The 13,367-nt window shown below is 72.6% G+C and carries 13 protein-coding genes; 7 read left to right on the top strand and 6 right to left on the bottom strand.

Going from position 1 to position 13,367, the window contains the following annotated elements:
- The 3 genes from F8274_RS02870 to F8274_RS02880 all read left to right on the top strand — a co-directional run.
- The coding region (locus tag F8274_RS02870) for a hypothetical protein (RefSeq protein ID WP_151460698.1) at positions 1 to 1,048 on the top strand (1,048 nt) is incomplete at its 5' end.
- Between the two features lie 288 nt (positions 1,049 to 1,336).
- The gene (locus F8274_RS02875; protein WP_151460699.1) at positions 1,337 to 3,184 is read left to right on the top strand and encodes a 2-oxoacid:acceptor oxidoreductase subunit alpha; all 1,848 of its coding nucleotides are present in this window, start codon (positions 1,337 to 1,339) and stop codon (positions 3,182 to 3,184) included.
- The gene (locus tag F8274_RS02880; RefSeq protein WP_151460700.1) at positions 3,177 to 4,211 is read left to right on the top strand and encodes a 2-oxoacid:ferredoxin oxidoreductase subunit beta; all 1,035 of its coding nucleotides are present in this window, start codon (positions 3,177 to 3,179) and stop codon (positions 4,209 to 4,211) included. Before F8274_RS02875 ends, F8274_RS02880 begins: the two co-directional genes overlap by 8 nt.
- 66 nt (positions 4,212 to 4,277) lie before the next feature.
- On the opposite strand, the gene F8274_RS02885 is transcribed toward F8274_RS02880, so the two are convergent.
- Positions 4,278 to 4,925, bottom strand: a complete 648-nt coding sequence (locus F8274_RS02885) for an FMN-dependent NADH-azoreductase (RefSeq protein ID WP_151460701.1) — start codon at positions 4,923 to 4,925, stop codon at positions 4,278 to 4,280.
- Positions 4,926 to 5,009: 84 nt separating this feature from the next.
- Between F8274_RS02885 and F8274_RS02890 the strand changes: the two genes are divergently transcribed.
- Positions 5,010 to 5,492 (top strand): MarR family winged helix-turn-helix transcriptional regulator, encoded by a 483-nt coding sequence (locus tag F8274_RS02890; protein WP_192579677.1) that lies wholly within the window; start codon positions 5,010 to 5,012, stop codon positions 5,490 to 5,492.
- A 33-nt stretch (positions 5,493 to 5,525) separates the two neighbouring features.
- Here F8274_RS02890 and F8274_RS02895 read toward each other — a convergent pair whose 3' ends face one another.
- Positions 5,526 to 6,539 carry a TrkA family potassium uptake protein gene (locus F8274_RS02895; RefSeq protein ID WP_151460703.1) on the bottom strand — a complete coding sequence of 338 codons (1,014 nt, stop codon included), beginning with the start codon at positions 6,537 to 6,539 and terminating at the stop codon, positions 5,526 to 5,528.
- A gap of 162 nt (positions 6,540 to 6,701) precedes the next feature.
- On the opposite strand from F8274_RS02895, the gene F8274_RS02900 reads away from it, so the two are divergent.
- Together F8274_RS02900 and F8274_RS02905 are read left to right on the top strand one after the other, a co-directional pair.
- Complete coding sequence (locus F8274_RS02900) at positions 6,702 to 7,274, top strand: helix-turn-helix domain-containing protein (protein ID WP_151460704.1); 573 nt, start codon at positions 6,702 to 6,704, stop codon at positions 7,272 to 7,274.
- A gap of 136 nt (positions 7,275 to 7,410) precedes the next feature.
- Positions 7,411 to 8,004 (top strand): ClpP family protease, encoded by a 594-nt coding sequence (locus F8274_RS02905; protein WP_151460705.1) that lies wholly within the window; start codon positions 7,411 to 7,413, stop codon positions 8,002 to 8,004.
- A 64-nt stretch (positions 8,005 to 8,068) separates the two neighbouring features.
- Here the strand turns inward: F8274_RS02905 and F8274_RS02910 are convergent, their stop codons facing one another.
- From F8274_RS02910 to F8274_RS02920, 3 genes are all read right to left on the bottom strand, one after another.
- Complete coding sequence (locus F8274_RS02910) at positions 8,069 to 8,920, bottom strand: trypsin-like serine protease (RefSeq protein ID WP_151460706.1); 852 nt, start codon at positions 8,918 to 8,920, stop codon at positions 8,069 to 8,071.
- 275 nt (positions 8,921 to 9,195) lie between these two features.
- A complete protein-coding gene (locus F8274_RS02915; RefSeq protein ID WP_151460707.1) occupies positions 9,196 to 10,989 on the bottom strand; it encodes an adenylyl cyclase in 1,794 nt (597 codons plus the stop codon).
- A 94-nt stretch (positions 10,990 to 11,083) separates the two neighbouring features.
- Positions 11,084 to 11,440: a helix-turn-helix domain-containing protein gene (locus tag F8274_RS02920; RefSeq protein ID WP_151460708.1), complete on the bottom strand. Its 357-nt coding sequence runs from the start codon at positions 11,438 to 11,440 to the stop codon at positions 11,084 to 11,086.
- A gap of 122 nt (positions 11,441 to 11,562) precedes the next feature.
- Here F8274_RS02920 and F8274_RS02925 point away from each other — a divergent pair, with 122 nt between their 5' ends.
- On the top strand, positions 11,563 to 12,408 hold the full coding sequence (locus F8274_RS02925; RefSeq protein ID WP_151460709.1) for an SDR family oxidoreductase: 846 nt from the start codon (positions 11,563 to 11,565) through the stop codon (positions 12,406 to 12,408).
- A gap of 39 nt (positions 12,409 to 12,447) precedes the next feature.
- Here F8274_RS02925 and F8274_RS02930 read toward each other — a convergent pair whose 3' ends face one another.
- Complete coding sequence (locus F8274_RS02930; RefSeq protein WP_151460710.1) at positions 12,448 to 13,224, bottom strand: HAD-IIB family hydrolase; 777 nt, start codon at positions 13,222 to 13,224, stop codon at positions 12,448 to 12,450.
- Between the last annotated feature and the right edge of the window lie 143 nt (positions 13,225 to 13,367).

Consider the following 13,367-nt stretch of genomic DNA (forward strand, 5'->3'; position numbering starts at 1 on the left):
GGCGCCGTGGTGGTGGGCACCGGTTCGGGGGCCGTGGTTGTCGGCGCCGGCGGGCAGCCCGCTCGGCGTGCGGGTCACCACCGATGACGTCGTGCTGACGCCGGCCTACTGGAACGCGGACAGCACGGTGACCACGCTGCGGGTGACGGTGACCAACACCGGGAGCCGGCCCGAACTGATCCGCCTCGGCTACACCCTGCCGCCCGGCCTGACCGACGCCGGCACCCCGGGCTGCGCCCCCGCCGGCGGCGGCAGCCACCGCTGCGGCGGGTGGACCACCGCCGCGGGCGCCCAGTTCCGCGCCTCGATCCGCGTCCGGGTCGCCGGCACCGCCTGGCGGTCCATGCCGCTGAGCGGGTCGGTCCAGGTCACCGCCACCGCGCCCGGGGTGGCCGGCGCGGCCGGGGACGACGAGGGCTTCGCGGTCCTCTTCCCGCCGGGGCCGCCGGTGCCCGGCATCTCGCTCCGCGCCGACGAGGTGCTGTTCGACATCAGCGGCGCGCCGAGCACCCTGGGCGTGCGCCTCGGCAACACCGGCGAGGTCGACGCCGCCGGCCGGGTCGACGTGGTCCTCCCCGCGGGGGTGACGGTCACCGATCCGCCGGCCGGCTGCGCCCCGGCGGGCCCCGACCGGACCCGGTGCGAGCTGGGCACCGTCCCGGCCGGCCGGACCGTCAGCCTGAGCCTGCCGGTGACCGCCTCGGCGGAGGCCCAGCGCCGGGCCCCGCTGGCCGGCGCCGTCGTCGGTCGGCTGGACCCGCGCAGCGGCCGCGACCGGCAGGTGCAGATGAGCTTCCGGATCACCGCCGCGGCCGCGCTGGCCACGCCGCCGGCCGGTACGCCCGCCCCGACGGGATCGCAGGGCGTGGTGGCCGCCGGCGCGCCGGCCACCGACGACGACGTCACCTCGGTGCACCGGACCGCGGTGACCCTGATCGGGGTCTCCGGACTGCTGGTGGTGCTCGCGCTGGCCCTGGCGACCACCTCGCTGCGCCGGCGCATGGGCGCCGCGGCCGTGGACCCGGTCGCCCGCCCCGCGGAGGAGTGAGGGACGGATGCGTCCGGCTGGTTGCGGTGATCTGAATTACGGGCCGCGGTACTAAACACCGCAAAGCCGGGCATACACCGGCCCGATCAGGTCCCACACGTCGGACCTGCACCAAGGTTGCCCTAAGGGACCGACGTAGGCTCTGACGTGAGAGATGAAGCGGGTCGGACCAATCGACGGACGGCCGGCGGCAGCAGCGCGTCTAGGAGGGCACGTGGCCGGGCAAGGCGGAGTCACCATCACGTTCAGCCGCCCGTGCGACGGCGCTCAGCGAAGCGAGGTGCGGGCGTGACCAAGCAGATCCGTCAACTGGACCGGGTGGTCATCCGGTTCGCCGGCGACTCCGGCGACGGCATGCAGCTCACCGGTGACCGGTTCACCTCGGAGACGGCGCAGCTGGGCAACGACATCTCCACGTTGCCCAACTTCCCGGCCGAGATCCGCGCCCCCGCCGGCACCCTGCCGGGCGTGTCGAGTTTCCAGGTGCACTTCGCCGACTACGACATCCTCACCCCCGGCGACGCGCCGAACGTGCTGGTGGCGATGAACCCGGCCGCGCTCAAGGCCAACCTGACCGACCTGCCGCGCGGCGCGGACATCATCGTCAACACCGACGAGTTCACCCGGCGCAACCTGGCCAAGGTGGGCTATGCGACCAGCCCCCTCGACGACGACTCCCTCGCCGGCTACGTGGTGCACCCGGTCGCCCTGACCTCGATGACGATCGGTGCCCTCGCCGAGCACGAGGTGTCCAAGAAGGACGCCGAGCGGGCCAAGAACATGTTCGCGCTCGGCCTGCTGAGCTGGATGTACTCGCGCCCGTACGAGTCGACGCTGCGCTTCCTGGAGCGGAAGTTCGCGGCCCGCCCCGAGCTGGTCGCGGCGAACGTGGCCGCCTTCCGGGCCGGCTGGAACTTCGGCGAGACCACCGAGGACTTCTCCGTCCGCTACGAGGTCAAGCCGGCGAAGATGCTGCCGGGCACCTACCGGAACATCACCGGCAACGCGGCGCTGTCCCTGGGCCTGGTGGCCGCCGGCGTCCGCTCCGGGCTGCCGGTCTTCCTGGGTGCGTACCCGATCACCCCGGCGTCGGACATCCTGCACGAGCTGAGCAAGCACAAGAAGCTCGGCGTGGTCACCATGCAGGCCGAGGACGAGATCGCGGCGGTCGGCGCGGCGCTGGGCGCCTCGTACGGCGGCTCGCTCGGCGTCACCACCACGAGCGGCCCGGGCGTCGCGCTGAAGAGCGAGACGATCTCGCTGGCCGTGGCGCTGGAGCTGCCGCTGGTCATCGTCGACGTGCAGCGGGCCGGGCCGTCCACCGGCATGCCCACCAAGACCGAGCAGGCCGACCTCAACATGGCCCTGTACGGCCGGCACGGCGAGGCCCCCGTCGCGGTGATCGCGCCGAAGTCGCCCGCGGACTGCTTCCACGCGGCCCTGGAGGCGGCCCGGATCGCGCTGACCTACCGCACCCCGGTGCTCCTGCTGTCGGACAACTACGTGGCCAACGGCTCCGAGCCGTGGCTGCTGCCGGACGTGGAGAGCCTGCCCGACCTGCGGGTCGAGTTCGCCAGCCGGCCCAACGGCGAGGACGGCACCACCTTCCTGCCGTACCTGCGGGACCCGGAGACCCTTGCCCGGCCGTGGGCCATCCCGGGCACCCCGGGGCTGGAGCACCGGATCGGCGGCCTGGAGAAGGCCGACAAGACCGGCGACATCTCGTACGACCCGGCGAACCACGACTTCATGGTGCGCACCCGGGCGGCCCGCATCGAGACCATCCCGGTGCCGGACGTCGAGGTGGAGGACCCGGACGGCGACGCCCGGGTGCTGGTGCTCGGCTGGGGCTCGACGTACGGCCCGATCGGGGCGGCCTGCCGGGGCCTGCGGCAGCGCGGGCTCTCCGTCGCCCAGGCGCACCTGCGTCACCTGGCCCCGATGCCGGCCAACCTCGGCGAGGTGCTGCGCGCGTACGACCGGGTGGTCATTCCCGAGATGAACCTCGGCCAGCTCGCCCACGTGATCCGGGCGAAGTACCTGGTCGACGCGATCAGCTACAACCAGGTCCGCGGCCTGCCGTTCACCGCCGCCGAGCTGGAGACGATGCTGGAAGAGGTCCTGAAGAATGTCTGAGCCCGTCGCCCTCAAGCTCACCGCCAAGGACTTCAAGTCCGACCAGGAGGTGCGCTGGTGCCCCGGCTGCGGCGACTACGCCATTCTGGCGGCCGTCCAGGGCTTCATGCCGGAGCTGAACATCCCCCGGGAGAACGTCGTCTTCATCTCGGGCATCGGCTGCTCGTCCCGCTTCCCGTACTACATGAACACCTACGGGATGCACTCGATCCACGGCCGTGCCCCGGCGATCGCCACCGGCCTGTCGGTGAGCCGGCCGGACCTGTCGGTCTGGGTGGTCACCGGTGACGGCGACGCCCTCTCCATCGGCGGCAACCACCTGATCCACGCGCTGCGCCGCAACGTCAACCTCAAGATCCTGCTGTTCAACAACCGGATCTACGGCCTGACGAAGGGGCAGTACTCGCCGACCTCCGAGATCGGCAAGGTCACCAAGTCCACGCCGGTCGGCTCGGCGGACGCCCCGTTCAACCCGCTGTCGCTGGCGCTCGGCGCGGAGGCCACCTTCGTGGCCCGGACCATCGACTCGGACCGCAAGCACCTCCAGTCGGTGCTGCGGGCCGCCGCCGAGCACCAGGGCTCCGCGTTCGTGGAGATCTACCAGAACTGCAACATCTTCAACGACGGCGCGTTCGACCCGCTCAAGGAGCCGGCCACCCGGGACGACTTCCTCATCCGCCTGGAGCACGGGCAGCCGATCACCTTCGGCAAGGACGACCAGTTCTGCGTCGTCCACCCGCCGGGCGGCTTCGGGCTGGAGGTCCGGGAGACCGCGGCCACCCCGGCCGGGGAGATCGTGGTGCACGACGCGGGGGTCGCCGACCCGGCGTACGCCTTCGCGCTGTCCCGGCTGCCCGGTCTGGACCTGCGCAACACCCCGATCGGCGTGTTCCGCTCGGTGACCCGCTCCTCCTACGACCGGGCGGTGCAGGAGCAGGTGGCGGCGGCGAAGGCCGGCGTCGACCAGACTCCCGAGCAGCAGCTCGCCGGCCTGCTGTCGGCCGGCGACACCTGGACGATCCTCTGACCCGTCCCTGACGACGCAGAAGGGCGGGCCGTTCCCCGAGGGGACGGCCCGCCCTTTCTCGTCGGGTCAGGCCACCGCGGCAGCCGGCACCCACAGCTCGTCGATGGCCCGCTCGGCCGCCGCGAGGCTCTGCTCGTGCAGCGGGATCAGCTCGGCCATGGCGGGGGTGACCGGCGCCAGGGTCAGTTCGGCCGAGATGAAGCGCGGCTCCAGGCCGGTCATGGACAGGCCGTGCGGCAGCCAGGGCTCGGCGTGGTCCCAGCCCTCGCGCGGGGTGCCCGGGCCGTAGCCGCCGCCCCGGGTGCCCAGCACGATGAACTCGCGCCCGCCCAGCAGGCCGCCCCCGGTGGCCGGGTCGTACGCGATGCCGGGCGCGATGAGGTGGTCGACCCAGGTCTTCACGCTGCTCGGCGCGCCGTAGTTGTAGAGCGGGAGGCCGAGCAGGACCGTGTCGGCCCGCTTCACCTCGTCCACCAGCCGCTCGCTCAGCTGCCAGGACGCGCGCTGCGCCGGGGTGTGCTGCTCCGCCGGCACCATCCGTGCGAGGCCACCGGCCTCGTCGAGGTGCGGCAGCGGCTCCCGGCCGAGGTCGCGGTGCGTGACGGTGCCACCCGGGTGGGCGGCGCGCCACGCGGCGGCGGCCCGGGCGGTGAGCCGCCGGCTGACCGAGTGCTCGCCCCGGATGCTGGAGTCGATGTACAGCAGGTGTGCCATGTGATTAACCCTCCACGGATCGTTTGTGTAACGCCAACCATTTATAGCAGGCCGATGTTCCACGCCGTGCGTAAACTGGGTCACATGCCAGCCCTGCCGGTCGAGGAGTCGGAGCACCGCTCCGGGCCGCTGCTCGACCATCTGGCCCGGCGGATGCGGCTGCGCTCCGAGTCGGTACTGGCGCCCCTGGGCCTGCGCCCCCGGCACCTCGTCGCGCTCACCGTGCTGCGGGAGTCGGGCGGCATCAGCCAGCAGGCGCTGGCCGGCACGCTGCAGATCGACGGCACCAACGTGGTCGGGCTGCTCAACGACCTGGAGGCGGAGAGCCTGGTCGAGCGGCGACGGTCACCCGAGGACCGCCGGCGCCACGTGGTGAGCCTCACCACGGCGGGCGCGAAACGGCTCCGCGAGGCCGAGTGCGCCCTCGCCGGGGTGGAGGACGAGGTGCTCGGCGCGCTGGAGCCGGCCGAGCGGGACACCCTCTACGAACTGCTCCGCCGGGCGACCAGCGGCCGCCAGGTGATCTGCGCCGAGGAGTCCGGCGACGAGCCGGACGCCAGCTGCTGACCGCCGGGCCGGCGGGCGGGTGTCAGGGAGAGGTCAGACCGTCGTCGCGGACTGCGGCCGGTCGTCCCGCACGTGGACCAGCATGTCGCCGGTCTCGATCACGGCGCCCGCCCGGTCGTTCAACGTGACCACCTTGCCCCGGCGGACCAGGGCGATGACGAGCGATTCCAGCTCCCGGGGCGAGCGGCCCACCTCGCTGCGCTCGGCGGAGCGCATGGCCAGCGCCATGCCCTGACCGGGGGTGAGCAGGTCCTCCACCACATCGATCAGCGGCGGGGCGGAGGTCGACAGGCCGAGCAGGCGGCCGGCGGTCGCCGAGGAGACGATCACGTGGTGCGCCCCGCTCTGCTTGAGCAGCGGCGCGTTCTCCGCCTCCCGGACCGCCGCGATGATCCGCACCTGGCCGGCGGTGAGCTGCCGGACGGTCAGCGCCACCAGCACCGAGGCGTCGTCGCTGTCGGTGGCGATGATGACCGACTTGGCGGTGCGGACGTGCGCCTCCTCGAGCACGGACGAGCGGGTGGCGGAGCCCTCGATGGCGACCAGCCCGGCCGAGGTGGCCTGCCGCAGCGCGGGACCGCTCCGCTCGACCACCACGATCTTGGACTTGTCCAGACCGTTCTCCAGCAGGGCGGAGACGGCGCTGCGGCCCTTGGTGCCGTAGCCGCAGATGATGACGTGGTCCTTCACGATTTTCCTCCACCGCGTCAGGCGACGGCCGGTCCGGTACTGCTCGGTCAGGACTTCGAGGGTGGTGCCGACCAGGATGATCAGGAAGAGCACCCGGGCGGGGGTGACGAACAGGACGTTCACGAGGCGGGCCGAGGACGCGGCCGGGGTGATGTCGCCGTAGCCCGTGGTGGAGAGCGAGACCACCGCGTAGTAGAAGCAGTCGAGGAGGGTGAGGCCGTCCTCGTTGACGTCGCGGTAGCCGTCACGGTCGATCCACACCGCCGCCACCACGGCCAGGACCAGGCCCAGGGCGGCGAGCAGGCGCAGGCTCAGCGCGCTCAGCGGCCCCCGCCGTTGCGCGGGAAAATGGATCACCGTCGGCCCTGCTCCGCCACCGTCGCCTGCACGCCCACAACATAGCGGGTACGCCGGGATCCGGCCGTCCGGGGCGAGGTGCGGCCCAGCCGGGCCGCTCTCCGTCGCCGGAACGGGGCATGATGGGGACGTCCGGGGGACGACGAGCGCGAGGAGGCCCGCATGTCGTTGCTGCGACGGGTGATCGGTGGGGTGCTCCGCCGGGTACGCCTGCGTCAGGGCCGCACCCTGCGCGAGGTGGCGCTGGCTGCCGGCGTCTCCCTGCCCTACCTCTCCGAGGTGGAACGCGGCCGCAAGGAGGCCTCCTCCGAGGTGCTGGCGGCGATCTGCCGGGCCCTCGGCATCCACCTCTCCGACCTGCTCGAAGAGGCCCGCGACGAGCTGCGCCGGGTCGAGCGGCGGGCGCCGGTGACCTCCGGGGTGACGCTGGCCCGGCTGGATCGGGTGCCGGCCACCCGGACCGGGCCGCAGCTCCGGGCCGGCGGGCCGCGGCTGCACGCCACCCGGCGGCCGGTCGCACCGACCCCCCTGCTCGGCGGGGCGCTGCGGCTGCCCGGCACCGCGCCCGCGCCGATCGGCCCGGAACTCGGGTACGGCTCCCCCTCGGCATTCGGCACCGGCACCCGGATCTGGCTGATCCCCTCCGCGCCGGCCGCCCGCCACCGTCCGCGTACCTCCGTCACGCTGGCCCGGCGGCGGGCCCGGGCCGGCCGGCGGCGGCTGACCGCCGCCTAGGCCCGGCCGGTTCTGCCCACGGCGGATCTGCCCCGGGCAGAAACCCTGGGCCGTGGGGCACCGGCCGCCGGAGGCTGGAGACCGCCGGTTGCCGGGCGGTCCCTCGCCCGCCGGCGGCACGGAGGGTGGTCAGGTCATGGGATACGGCATCTGGATGCTGGACGAGGGGCAACCGACCCTCGGCGACCGGGTCTTCGAGAAGCTGCTCAAGGAGCGGATCATCTTCCTCGGCACCGAGGTCACCGACGCCTCGGCCAACCAGATCTGCGCGCAGATCCTGCTGCTGGCGGCCGAGGACCCGGAGCGGGACATCTTCCTCTACATCAACTCCCCGGGCGGCTCGGTGAGCGCCGGGATGGCCGTCTACGACACCATGCGCTACGTCAAGAACGACGTGGCCACGCTGGCCCTCGGGATGGCCGGCTCGATGGGGCAGTTCCTGCTGTGCGCCGGCGCGGCCGGGAAGCGGTTCGCGCTGCCGCACTCGCGGGTGATGATGCACCAGCCGTCCGGCGGGATGGGCGGCACGGCCGCCGACATCACCATCCAGGCGGAGAACATGCTGCACGTGAAGCGGACCATGCAGGAGCTGATCGCTCAGCACAGTGGACACACCCTGGAAGAGATCCAGCGCGACTGGGACCGGGACCGCTGGTTCACCGCCGAGCAGGCCCGTGACTACGGCCTGATCGACCAGGTGGTCACCCGCGCCGAGCAACTTCCCGCCTGAGCGGGGGCCGACGAACGGGGGCGGCCGGCGGGGTGACCCCGCCGGCCGCCGGTCGCGCCTCAGGTCAGGGCAGGTCGACGAACTCGTCGAGGAAGTCCCGCGCGGTCGGGGCGTCCAGCCGGTACGCCACGTTGGTCGCGTAGCAGGGGCCGTCGCCGGTGATGGTGGTGGCGGCCAGCACCCGCTGCCCGCCGAGCGTGACGAAGTTCGGCCCGCCGGAGTCGCCGTAGCAGGCGCCGCCGTAGCCGCGGCTCTCGTTCATGGCCAGCCGCACCCAGGTCTTGTTCAACGCGTTGAAGCCGACCTCGGCCTTGTTCCGGACGCCGCCGCCGGGGTGGGTCTGCCCGCCCGGGCCGCGCACGGCCTCCTCGGTGCCGTAACCGGCCACCACCCAGGTCGCGGCGTCGAGGGCCCGGGTGCCCTGCGCGTCGAGCTGACCGGCGGCGGGCAGCGTCGCCGGGGTGAACGACCACCGGCCCGCCAGGTCGGCGGCCTGGCCGTCGGAGAACTCGATGACGGCGATGTCGTGCGCGTCGGCGGAGTTGCCGGGGTAGTCCGGGCTGGTGTGTGCGGTGCCCTCGACGCCGACCGTGGCGGCGGTCTGCGCCGGGGTCAGCCCCGCGGCCCTGGCCGCGTCGAGCGCGCCCTGCACGTCCTGGGCCAACGAGACGTAGAAGCGCACGCCGGGCGACCAGTCGGTGGTGCAGTGCGCGGCGGTGAGGAAGGTGTTCCGGTCGACCATGGTGCCGGAGCAGTACCAGTCGACCGTCTCCGAGACGCCGTCGCCGTCGCGGTCCCAGAGGGCCAGCATGGCGCCGACCTCGGTGCGCTCCGGCGCGGGTTGGGCGTTGTAGGTGTTGATGGCCGACGCCGGTGCAGCGGCGGCCAGGACCGCCGCGACCGCCGCGGTGGTCATTGAGGCGCGAAGTGTGGAACGACGCAAAGAGTCCTCCGGTCCAGGATCTGGTGGCGGGACGGCGGCGGCGTCGGACGCGCCCCCTCGATCGCGTCCGTCGCCCCCTCACAGGTGGCCGCGATGCCGCCGGTCCTCGATGTACGGGAGCCTATGACCGGGAATCCCACCCCGCACGGGGTAACGGGCGCAGCGTGTTCCGGCGAAATCTCGTTACATCGCTGGAGCCACCACCGGCCGGCCGCGGGCGCGGCCGGCCGGTGGTACTGATCGGCGGATCAGGGGTAGCTGACCACCGGGCTGGTGCCGTACGAGCCGACCACCGGGGTGCCGGCCTCGTTGACGGTGCGCTCGATGCCGCCGCTGCCGTCCAGGAACACGGTGATCGCGTCGTGGAACCGCACGCCGGCCCGGCGCGGCGCCTCGATGGCCCGGTCGCAGCGGATGTCCACCTGCTGGTTGAAGTACGAGTAGACGCCCAGCCCCCACGCCTCGTGCTCGCGCACGTGGTCGGCGACCTTGTAGGAGGCCCAGCCGTTGCCGGTCGGGCTGCGCCAGGCCGCCTGGCTGGGCGGGTCGTAGGGCAACTCGCTCTGGTAGAAGACGGTCCGGCCGCGCTCGCCGTTCCAGATGGTCTGCCAGCGCTGGTAGTGCTCGACGAAGAGCCCGTACGCGGTCACGTCGTCGCCGTTGACCACCACGCCGGTGGCCGCGGTGTTCACGGTCCAGCCGATGGTGCCCGGCCTGCCGTGGTCGCCGCGCCAGGCCCAGATGTTGTCGATCAGGGTGTGCCGGCTGTTCACCACGAGGCTGGTCACCGCCCGGCCGGCGTACGGGCCGCCGATGCGGAAGAAGACGTCCTGGAGCGAGATGGGGTTGCCGGCGTGCGACCGGTGGCTGTGCCGCTTGCCGACCTCGACGAGCACCTCCGACTCGACCGGCCCGGCGTCGACCAGCACCCCGGCGATGCGGACGCCGTCCACGTCCTCGATCCGCAGGGCGGCGTCACCGGTTGTCGGGGCGAGGCTCGGCATGCCGAGGCCGAGCACGACGGTGTCCGGACGCTTGACCCGCAGCGCCTGGTCCAGGCGGTAGACGCCCGGGGTGAGCAGCAGGTGCCGCCCCCGCGAGAGTTCCTGGTTGATCCGCTTGGCCGAGTCGGTGCGCTTGGCGATGAAGAAGTCGGACAGCGGCAGCGAGGGCACCGGCGGGGCGCCGGCGGCCCAGGTGGTGCCGGCGGTGTCGCGGCGCAGCCGGGGAACGGCCACCCGCCAGCGGCCCGCGCCGTCCACGAAGAGGTACGGCTTCTCCCGGGTCACCGGGCTGGTCGGCAGCGTCGTGTACGGCGGGTCCGGGAAGCCCTGCGCGGGCGCGCCGACGACGCCGGAGAAGACCTGGTTCCAGACCCCGTTGGTCCAGTCGCCGCCGAGTTCGCTGTCCCGGGTCAGCCACTGCTGCTGCGAGCCGTTGATGGTGATGCCGTCCACCTTGGAGTCGGCGATGTAGCCGCCGCTGGAGTAGCCGCCGTTGCCGGGTTCCAGCCAGAGGATGCCCTTGATGTGCACCCGGCGCATCGGGGACGCCTGGGAGACGGCCCACTGGTTCGACCAGTCGGTCGGGGTGACGGCGAGGTTCTCGGCCGAGCGCCAGAAGTTGGTCAGCGCGGAGATGCCGGCCGGGGAGTTCGGGTCGGGCTGGCCGATGACCCGTACCGCGCCGTGGATCTCCACGTCGTCGGGGTGCGCGCCGAGGCCGGCCACCGTCGTGTAGTAGCCGAGCCGGGCGTTCACCTCGTACCGGCCGGGCTTGAACAGCACGGCGTAGCGGTCGAGGCCCATCTCGTTGTGCTCCTGGCCGGCGAAAAGCCGGTCCAGGGTGGACTGGATCTCCTCAACCGGGGTGGCCGGGTCGTACACGAAGACGTTGGGGCCGAAGTCGGGCTCGGCGCCGTCGCCGTGGCCGGCCGGGGACGCGGCGGCGGGCACGGCCGGGAGCCCGAGGGCGGTGACCGACGCCGCCGAGGCGGCGGTGAGGGCGAGGAAGCGGCGGCGGGAGGGGTCGAGTGGTCTCATCTGCCTGCCTGTTCGGTGATGGGGACGGAGAGCGCTCTCTGCGCGTTCCTACCGCATCGACACCGATCCCGCCAGACTCGGCCCGGTTCCGGAACTAGCCCCGCGCGTCGTAGCGGACCCGGGCGGCCTCCACCTCGGTCAGGTGGGTGGTGGCCCACGCCTCCAGGCCGGCGACCAGGTCGAGCAGGCTGCGGCCGAGGTCGGTGAGCGCGTAGTCGACCCGCGGCGGCACGCTGGCGTGCACGGTGCGGGTGACGATGCCGTCGCGCTCCAGGCCGCGCAGGGTCTGGGTGAGCATCTTCTGGCTGATCCCGTCGATCCGCTCGGCCACCTCGCCGTAGCGCTTGTCGCCGCCCGCGAGGGTGAGCACGACCAGCACACTCCAACGGTCGCCGATCCGGTCCAGAACCTTCCGGCTGCCGCAGTTCCGGTTGAACGGGTCCGCCTGCACGTGGTCACTCTCTTTCAGTGCGTATCGAACTTGAAGGTGTCTACTCTCCAACGGGAAGTATCAGGGAGTTGTTCCCGTTGGCGAGGGAAGACAGTTGACGTCGCCACCAACAGGGAGTGCTCATGTCCATCGTCGTCACCGGTGCCACCGGCCCACTCGGCCGCCTGATCATCTCCTCGCTGCTCGACCGGGGCGTGTCCGCCGACCAGATCGTGGCGGTCGGCCGCGACGTCGACCGGCTCGCCGGCCTCGCGGAGCTGGGCGTGGTCACCCAGCGGGCCGACTACGACGACCCCGGGTCGCTGCAGGCGGCCTTCGCGGGCGCCGAGAAGCTCATGTTCGTCTCTGGCAGCGAGGTCGGCAAGCGGGTGGTGCAGCACGGCAACGTGGTCACCGCCGCCAAGGAGGCCGGCGTCGGGCTGGTCGTCTACACCAGCATCGCCAACGCGGACACCTCCAGCCTGGTGCTCGCCGCCGAGCACAAGGCGACCGAGCAGCTGATCAAGGACTCCGGGCTGCCGTACGTCTTCCTGCGCAACAGCTGGTACCTGGAGAACTACACCGGCCAGCTCCCCACGTACCTCCAGCATGGGGTGGCGGGCGCGGCGGGCGACGGGCGGGTCAGCGCCGCCACCCGCGCGGACTACGCCGAGGCGGCGGCCGCGGTGCTCACCACCGAGGGTCAGGCCGGCAAGGTGTACGAGCTGGGCGGGTCGCCGTTCACCCTGACCGAGCTGGCCGCCGAGATCTCCCGGCTGGCCGGCGCCACGGTCAGCTACCTCGACCTGCCCGTGGACAAGTACACCGAGCTGCTGGTCGCGGCCGGCCTGCCCGAGGGGTACGCGGCCGTGCTCGCCGACGGCGATCGGGGCCTCGCCCAGGGCGAGCTGGCGGTCGGCGACGACCTGGCCCGGCTGCTCGGGCGCACCCCGACCACGCTCGCCGAGGCGATCCGCGCCGCCCTCTGACGCCCGACCTGGCCGCCGTCCCTCGACCCGGGGCGGCGGTCAGGCCGGCTCGGTCCGCAGCTTCACCAGGTCGTCGACGAGGCTCTCCACGTAGTCGGCCGTCTCCTCCCAGCGGGTGACGGCGATACACCGGATGCCCATGGCCTTCACCGGGTAGTCGTTGCCGCCCACGTCGAGCCGGTCACCGACGAAGAGCACGTTGTCGATCTTCAGGTCCAGGCACTCCAGCAGCTTCCGCATGCCGTACGCCTTGTCCACGCCCTTGCGGGTGACGTCGATCGAGGTCGAGCCGCCGCCGCGGACCTCCAGGTCGGGCAGCTTCGCGGCGACCGCGTCCCGCAGCCGCTTCTTCTTGCTGCCGTCCGGGTCCCAGCCGTACTTCTCGGCCGGCGGCGCGGACTGGCCCAGCGCCGAGAAGGTGATCTGGCTGCCCCGGTCCTCGATGATGTCGCCCCAGGTCCTCGGCTCCCAGAGGTCGAGCGCCCGCGCCGACTCGGTGAGCGCGGCGACGACCCGAACCTTGTCGGCCTCGCTGAGGTCCTCGGCGTAGACCTGCCGCCAGTCCCCGTCCAGCCACCGGTAGTAGCGGGTGCCGCACGTCGGCATCAGGTGCAGGCGGCCGCGCTGCTCCTCCGTCAGGTCGAGGTGCGCCAGCATCTGCGCCTCGAACTGCTCGAACCGGCCACCCGAAATGACCAGCACATCCACCTCGGTGAGCAGGTGCCCGAGGAGTTCCGCCATCCGACGATCGATCTGGGACTTGGAAACCGCCAGCGTGTCGTCCAGGTCGAACGCCACCACTCGAAGATCGTTCACGAAGTACCACCATGTCGTCGCGGGCAGGCCAGGACTAGCAGGGTACCGACGTGACCCACCGGCACCCCGATGGCCCGGGGCTGGCGCCCGGTCGAGGCCGCCCACCACACAGCGCAGCCCCTCGCACGCAGGTTAACAGCGCG

The sequence above is a fragment of the Micromonospora sp. AMSO31t genome (genome assembly GCF_008868175.1).
Lineage (GTDB): Bacteria > Actinomycetota > Actinomycetes > Mycobacteriales > Micromonosporaceae > Micromonospora.